Origin of the sequence: Barnesiella sp. CU968, from assembly GCF_905219685.1 — a bacterium.
In the GTDB taxonomy this organism is placed as follows: Bacteria; Bacteroidota; Bacteroidia; order Bacteroidales; family Muribaculaceae; genus Lepagella; species Lepagella muris_A.
In genome coordinates this window covers 1-6,770 of the sequence record NZ_CAJMXD010000152.1, presented here as the reverse complement: position 1 = coordinate 6,770, position 6,770 = coordinate 1, and the positions used below count along the sequence as shown (strand labels likewise).

Here is a 6,770-nt window from a genome sequence, read left to right as displayed (position 1 = left end):
CTTTATGATGACTTAAAGAATTTCAAGAAACGCATTTAGCTTTAATTCGTGTTAAAAGTAAACNCACTCTAAGGGATGTGAGTCTGCTTCACTAATACTGTCTGAAACAAAAGGAACAACCGATAACGAATCTGGTGCGGATATGATTGAATCTCCGACACAAACGGTATCCTTATGCTGAATATCTGCCTTTTTCACCTTTCTGAATTTTGGTTCTCTGGTTCCTTTCACAGTCGGAATCCATGGAATTTCAACACCATCGGTGTAATTCTGCTCAAGATCTCTTTTCCCGGGCACAACGATAACAGGCATTCCGATTTCAACAAGTTCCACGAGTTCAAGAATATTCTCGTTTTTCACCCTTATGCAGCCGTGACTTGCCCTCGCTCCGATGCTCCATGGCGCGCACGTGCCATGAATTCCGATCTGCGAAGTGCCAGGTATGCGAAGTCGTATGAACCGAGGTCCGAACTGTCCTTTTTTCTTGGAAGTGACTCCATCGTCATCAGTAAACAGCCAGTCTGTACTGTCGTATATTCCTTCAACGGAAAAGAGTCCTTCAGGAGTTCTTGAGTCCCCTTTTTCATGTTTTGTGCCGAAATTTTTCGCACAAGCCATGCCATATGATTTCTTCTCGACACCGAATTTATCAAACAATATAACTTTCATGCGGCTTTTGTCGACTGCAATAAATCCGCTGTGCCGGTTATTCAGCAGCTTTTTCACATATGAAGTGGATTTATGAATCATGTCAGGTAATATTCCGGCATCGTACTGTTCCCATTTTCCTGAATTTTTCATAAATTCCATCAGGTCTTCGGGCTTCTCGCTATTGACAGTCGAGACTACAGGCTCAATATCCACTATCGAATCCATAGCGACAGATGCAGAGTCGAGAGAACCGGCAAAGACAGCTTCAGACTCAGTGTCCAATTCAGCCTGCACTTTGTCTCGCATACATGACACATTCATCAGCCATGCTGTAAGCCCCAATATGCTATAAACTCCTGCTTTCGACATAAAATTCTTATATATTGTGTAAGATTCATAACTTGCGGCTGCAAAATTAGTTATTAAATCCGACTTTACACAATCTCTATGATGAAATGTTGTATGATTAGCGGAATATAAGGATTTTTTGCTAAATTTGCAGATTGATGGGCAAATCTAAAACCATAGGAATAGCCATACTCGCGATAATCTGGATATGGCTTGTCTGGATGTTATTGGCGGCTACAGGTGTCAATCTCAAGAACCTGCTGATAGTCGTGATGACAGGAATTATCATATTTGTGCCGTTATATAAAAAGTATTTTGGCAGACAATGAATTTACTCAGTCATATCAATAGTCCGAAAGAACTGCGTAACCTCCGGGCTGACCAGCTTCCGCAACTTTGCTCCGAGATACGGGAATACATGATTGATAATCTTTCTCACAACCCCGGACATTTCGGTTCAAGCATGGGTGCGGTGGAGATTATTGTGGCTCTTCATTACGTTTTCGACACCCCGCGTGACCGTCTTGTGTGGGATGTCGGACATCAGGCTTACGCACACAAGCTGCTGACAGGAAGGCGAGATCTTTTCCCGAATCAAAGAACCGCGGGAGGAATCAGCGGCTTCCCATTTCCAGCTGAAAGCAAATATGACACTTTTGTATGCGGACATGCGGGAAATTCTATTTCCGGAGCCCTCGGAATGGCAATTGCCGACATGAACATTCCGGGGGAGGAAGACCGAAAGACAATAGCGATTGTCGGAGATGCCTCGATAAGCAACGGTCTGGCGTTTGAAGGCATCAACAATGTTTCCAACAATCCCAACAATCTTCTTATCATACTTAACGACAATGACATGTCGATAGACAGTCCGGTAGGCGCGATGCACAGGTACCTCTCGGATATGACCACCTCGGCATCTTACAACCGTATCAGGCTCAGAATATACAATCTATTTAAAAAATGGGGACTTGTAAATGATAAAAGGAAAGGATTGCTGCTGCGTTTCAACAATGCGGTGAAATCACTTATCTCCACACAGCAGAATATTTTCGAAGGACTCAACATACGGTATTTCGGTCCTTTTGACGGGAATGATGTTACAAAGGTCGTTAAAGTACTCTCTGATATCAAAGATATGAAGGGTCCGAGGATACTGCATCTCAGAACTGTAAAAGGGAAAGGATACAAAGCTGCGGAAGAGAATCCTCAGGCATGGCATGCACCAGGCAATTTCGATCCCGAGACAGGTGAGAAAATCAGATCTACCTCCTCTTCCACCCCCCTGTGGCAGGAGGTTTTCGGAGAAACTCTTGTCAGGCTGGCGGAAAATAACAATAAAATAGTCGGAATAACTGCTGCCATGTTGTCCGGGACATCCATGAGCAAAATGATGGAGCGTTTTCCCGAAAGAACATTCGATGTCGGCATTTCCGAAGGACATGCCGTAACGTTCGCAGGAGGTCTTGCGGCTGCCGGAATGAAACCATATGTCGCTATTTATTCCTCATTTCTTCAACGCGGTTTCGACNACATAATCCATGATGTGGCGATACAAGGATTACCAGTAGTCTTGTGCATAGACCGTGCAGGCGTTGTAGGAGAAGACGGTGTCACTCATCATGGACTCTTTGATCTGGCATATCTCAAGATAATTCCCGGCATGTGCATTGCGTCTCCTATGGACATCAAATCTTTGAAGGCTTTGATGAAAACAGCGGAAAAGATGTCTGCTCCTATTGCAATCCGTTATCCGAGAGGCAAGGCAAAGGGCGAGAATTCCGATGAAAACGCGATCCCGTTGGCTATAGGAAAAGGAAGACAGATACATGTCGGTGACTCACCGAAGGTAGCTATCCTGACAATCGGTCCTTCCGGCTTTGAGGCATTGGAAGCAGCCAAGGAACTTGAAATCATGAATATGCAAGTTGATGTTTACGACATGATATGGGTTAAACCGATTGATTCCGTCATTCTTGAGAAAGTCGCAAGAAATTATGATGCAGTTGTAACTGTAGAAGATGGAACTGTAAAGGGGGGATTCGGCTCTACCGTCGCTGATTGGTTCAATGATAACGGATATTGCATTCACGTAGAGAAATCCGGGATTCCCGATGAATGGATTACCCATGCTAAAGTCGAGCAGTTGCATTCCCGCTGTGGCATAGATGCATCTGGAATTGTTGAGACTGTAAGGAAAGTATATGCCGGTTTGTCCGTTAAATAATTTTGTCCGTTAAATAATAAAGATTGGTCTGATGAAAATTGTAATAGCAGGTGCCGGTGAAGTGGGAACACATCTTGCCAAGATGCTCTCCAACGAGGATCAGGATATCATTCTTCTTGACAACGATCAGGCTCGTCTTGACGTTATAGATTCCAACTATAACCTGATGACATGGAATGGATCCACATCTTCATTCAGCAGTCTGAGAGATGTCGGCGTATCCAATGCAGACCTGTATATCGCTGTAACTCCATATGAAACCCGCAATATAACCAGCTGTGCGATCGCAAAAAGACTCGGAGCAAAGAAAACTGTTGCAAGAATCGACAACAGCGAATTCCTTAACCCTGACAACGGTGCGATCCTTAAGGATGTAGGTGCTGATTTTCTTATATATCCCGAGAACATCGCAGCACAGGAAATAGCAGTGGCACTATATCATAATTGGGCAAGATATTGGGGAGAACTTCATAATGGAGGCTTATTGCTGATCGGAGTCAAATTGCACGGAGATTCACCACTGTTAGATTGCAAACTAAGGGATCTGCCGGTAAAGACACATGATTTTCATGTCGCTGCAATCAAGAGGAACAATGAGACGATTATTCCAAACGGTAACGATGAAATCAGACGTGACGATATCGTTTATTTCATAACGACTCCTCCATTTATACAGGAAGTGAGGGAGATCTGCGGCAAAAAGAAACGCATTATAAAAAAAGCGCTTATCGTGGGAGGAAGCAGAATAGCGCAACGTTTCGCAAAACTCTACAATGAAGAATTTCATATAAAGATCATTGATAACGACCGTGAGAATTGCGAAAATATGGCAACAATTCTGCCCAATTGCGAGATAGTCTACGGAGATGCTCTTGACATTGAGGTATTAAGGGAAAACAACATTTATCAGTATGACGCGTTTCTGGCTTTGACAGACTCCTCGGAGACCAATATACTATCGTGTCTTACGGCAAAAGAATTCGGAGTGCCGAAAACAATTGCAGATGTAGAAAACCTCCAGTTCCTCAGTCAGGCTGAAAATCTTAATATCGGCACAACAATCAATAAAAAACTTTTTGCTTCAAGCCATATATTCAAGATTCTACTTGATGCTGATGAAAGCAACTCTAAATTCCTTGCTCTCGCCGATGCGGAGGTCGCGGAAATATATGTGAAACATAATGCCAAGATCACAAAATCTCCGGTTAAAGACCTTAAGTTGCCGTTTGGCATGACTTTGGCGGCTTTGGTAAGAGAGAACGAGATTCAGCTGATTAATGGTAACACTCATATTCAAGAAGGTGATTTTGTGGTGGTATTCTGTCTTTCGGGTACAATCCATAAGATCGAAAAGTGGTTTAACTGATATTTTATGTTATCCTACAAGAAACATCGATATTATATCAATATGCCGATGCTCTTGAGAGTAATCGGTTATCTTCTTGTCATAGAATCCCTGTTCATGCTGATTCCGTGCATCATCGCTCTTATTTACGGTGAGGATTCATTTATGGATTTTCTAATATGCGCCGGCATATCCGGTGCTTGCGGAGGCGGAATGATGATGCTTAAGCCCAAAACAAAAGAAATGGGGAAAAGAGAGGCTATTCTGCTTACAGGAATGACATGGGTCATATTGTCGTTGTTCGGAATGCTTCCTTTTCTTTCCGTAGGCACTCATCTCTCGGTTTCAGACGCTTTTTTTGAAACAATGAGTGGTTTCACAACAACAGGAGCCTCTGTTTTGAATACACTGATCGGTATTCCCAAATCCATTCTTGCCTGGAGATGTGTGGTACAGTGGGTAGGTGGGCTTGGAATCATTCTTTTTACGCTGGCAGTTGTGCCAATGCTTAATTATTCGGGAGGCATGCAGCTTTTCAATGCAGAGGTTACAGGCATAACCCACGATAAACTGCGTCCCAGAGTCAGCTATACGGCTAAAGGATTATGGGGAGTGTATATACTTCTTACCATTCTGCTTATAGTGTGCCTCTCGTTCTCAAAAATGAGTTTTTTCGATGCCTTCTGTCATGGTCTTTCAACAATATCGACCGGAGGATTCTCCACATCTGACATGAGCATAGCACAATGGAATTCAATATATCTCAAAATTGTGATGTGTGTGTTTATGTTTCTTGGCGGTGTGAATTTTTCCTTACTGTTCAATCTGTTGACAGGCAAAGGCGGAAATCCTTTCAAAAATACGGCTTTCAAATGTTATGTAGTAATTATATTGGTCTGTTATATCGGATTTGTAATTAACATACTCATTGAAGGTCTTGCCGAAAACTGGGAGTATCTTACCATTGATCCTCTGTTCCAGACAATATCCATCCTTTCGTCCACAGGTATAACAGAACCCAATTTTCACGACTGGGGTTCAATATCTATTGCCCTGCTGTTGGTGATGATAGTTATGGGGTCTTGTGCGGGAAGCACTTCGGGCGGAGCGAAAGTTGACCGGTTTGTAGTTCTTTTCAAATTCCTTAAAAACGAGTTTTATAAAATGATGCATCCCTCCACCGTTACAACTGTGACAATCAACGGCAAGGGAACATCAGGCTCCGTCGTGCAAAAAACTCTGGCATTCCTTTTTCTTTACGTGATGGTAATATGTATAGGAGGTCTTGCTATGAGCCTTATGGGACTCCCCCTGTCGGATTCATTCTTCTGCGCTTTATCCGCCATCTCAAATACCGGACTCGGCACCGAGGTTACAGGCCTTTCGGAAAATTACGCGCTTATACCGGATGCAGCCAAATGGCTTCTGTCACTTATAATGCTTATCGGGCGTCTTGAGATATTTACCATCCTTCTGCTTTTCACCCCCACATTCTGGAAGAGATAGAATACGCTGGCAAGGGAGATACTGCCCTTTCTTGCCGGTCATGTCTGCGTAGTGCACTGCATGACGCAGGCAGACATGATAACACGCAAGGCAAGAAGTACAATTGTCACCCCATTTCGGTTTTGATCCGACAATCGATATATTTCCGACAGGACACGCTGTCGAACAGGCTCCACAGCCCGTGCAATCATCTGTAGAGTGCCATTTGGATGGTTTTATTCCCCATTTTTTGAAAAGAGGATAAACTATTCGTGTTTTCAAGGTTGGGAAATAACCTATAGTAACCTTTTCCTCCCATTCGGCATTGAGTATTCTGGAAGCTATTCTTCTTACTTCCATACGAGCCTTGTCAATCTTGTCTATTCTCAGAGAATCAGAATCAACGTCAAAGCCAGGCAAGAGAACATAGGTATTGGGCATTATCACACTCCAGCATCCACGAAGTTCAATATTCACAGATTTAAGCAATTTCCTGAACATACGGTGGGCATCTCCTGTTTCATCCCCGCATGTCGCAACCATCCATACAGGTATGTCATTATCGTGTATGAAAGTGACTATATCCTTAGACAAGCATTGCACAAAATCACACATAACCGGGGGGACGCCCCAGGAATAAACGGGAAAAACAAAACCAATGCTATCCGCCGTCTCAGCGGTTATACTTCCGCCCGGATTTAATCCGCATATATC

6 protein-coding genes are annotated in these 6,770 nt (G+C 43.4%); 4 read left to right on the top strand and 2 right to left on the bottom strand.

The window, feature by feature from the left end; all coding sequences use genetic code 11:
- Positions 1 to 51: 51 nt before the first annotated feature.
- Entirely contained in the window at positions 52 to 1,020 is a 969-nt protein-coding gene (locus tag JX312_RS07305) for a L,D-transpeptidase (protein ID WP_204457544.1), read from the bottom strand.
- A 137-nt stretch (positions 1,021 to 1,157) separates the two neighbouring features.
- On the opposite strand from JX312_RS07305, the gene JX312_RS07300 reads away from it, so the two are divergent.
- From JX312_RS07300 to JX312_RS07285, 4 genes are all read left to right on the top strand, one after another.
- A complete protein-coding gene (locus JX312_RS07300; RefSeq protein ID WP_164916606.1) occupies positions 1,158 to 1,328 on the top strand; it encodes a hypothetical protein in 171 nt (56 codons plus the stop codon).
- Complete coding sequence (dxs, locus tag JX312_RS07295; RefSeq protein WP_204457543.1) at positions 1,325 to 3,226, top strand: 1-deoxy-D-xylulose-5-phosphate synthase; 1,902 nt, start codon at positions 1,325 to 1,327, stop codon at positions 3,224 to 3,226. Before JX312_RS07300 ends, dxs begins: the two co-directional genes overlap by 4 nt.
- A gap of 31 nt (positions 3,227 to 3,257) precedes the next feature.
- Entirely contained in the window at positions 3,258 to 4,592 is a 1,335-nt protein-coding gene (trkA, locus tag JX312_RS07290; protein ID WP_204457542.1) for a Trk system potassium transporter TrkA, read from the top strand.
- Between the two features lie 42 nt (positions 4,593 to 4,634).
- Positions 4,635 to 6,077 carry a TrkH family potassium uptake protein gene (locus JX312_RS07285; RefSeq protein ID WP_204457541.1) on the top strand — a complete coding sequence of 481 codons (1,443 nt, stop codon included), beginning with the start codon at positions 4,635 to 4,637 and terminating at the stop codon, positions 6,075 to 6,077.
- Here the strand turns inward: JX312_RS07285 and JX312_RS07280 are convergent.
- Positions 6,000 to 6,770 (bottom strand): EFR1 family ferrodoxin (locus tag JX312_RS07280; protein WP_204457540.1); only part of this gene is annotated, 771 nt, incomplete at its 5' end. The genes JX312_RS07285 and JX312_RS07280 overlap by 78 nt on opposite strands.

Coding starts and splice junctions, on each gene's coding strand:
- JX312_RS07300 (WP_164916606.1), top strand. CDS start 1,158: ATGGGCAAATCTAAAACCATAGGAATAGCCATACTCGCGATAATCTGG.
- trkA (WP_204457542.1), top strand. CDS start 3,258: ATGAAAATTGTAATAGCAGGTGCCGGTGAAGTGGGAACACATCTTGCC.
- JX312_RS07285 (WP_204457541.1), top strand. CDS start 4,635: ATGCCGATGCTCTTGAGAGTAATCGGTTATCTTCTTGTCATAGAATCC.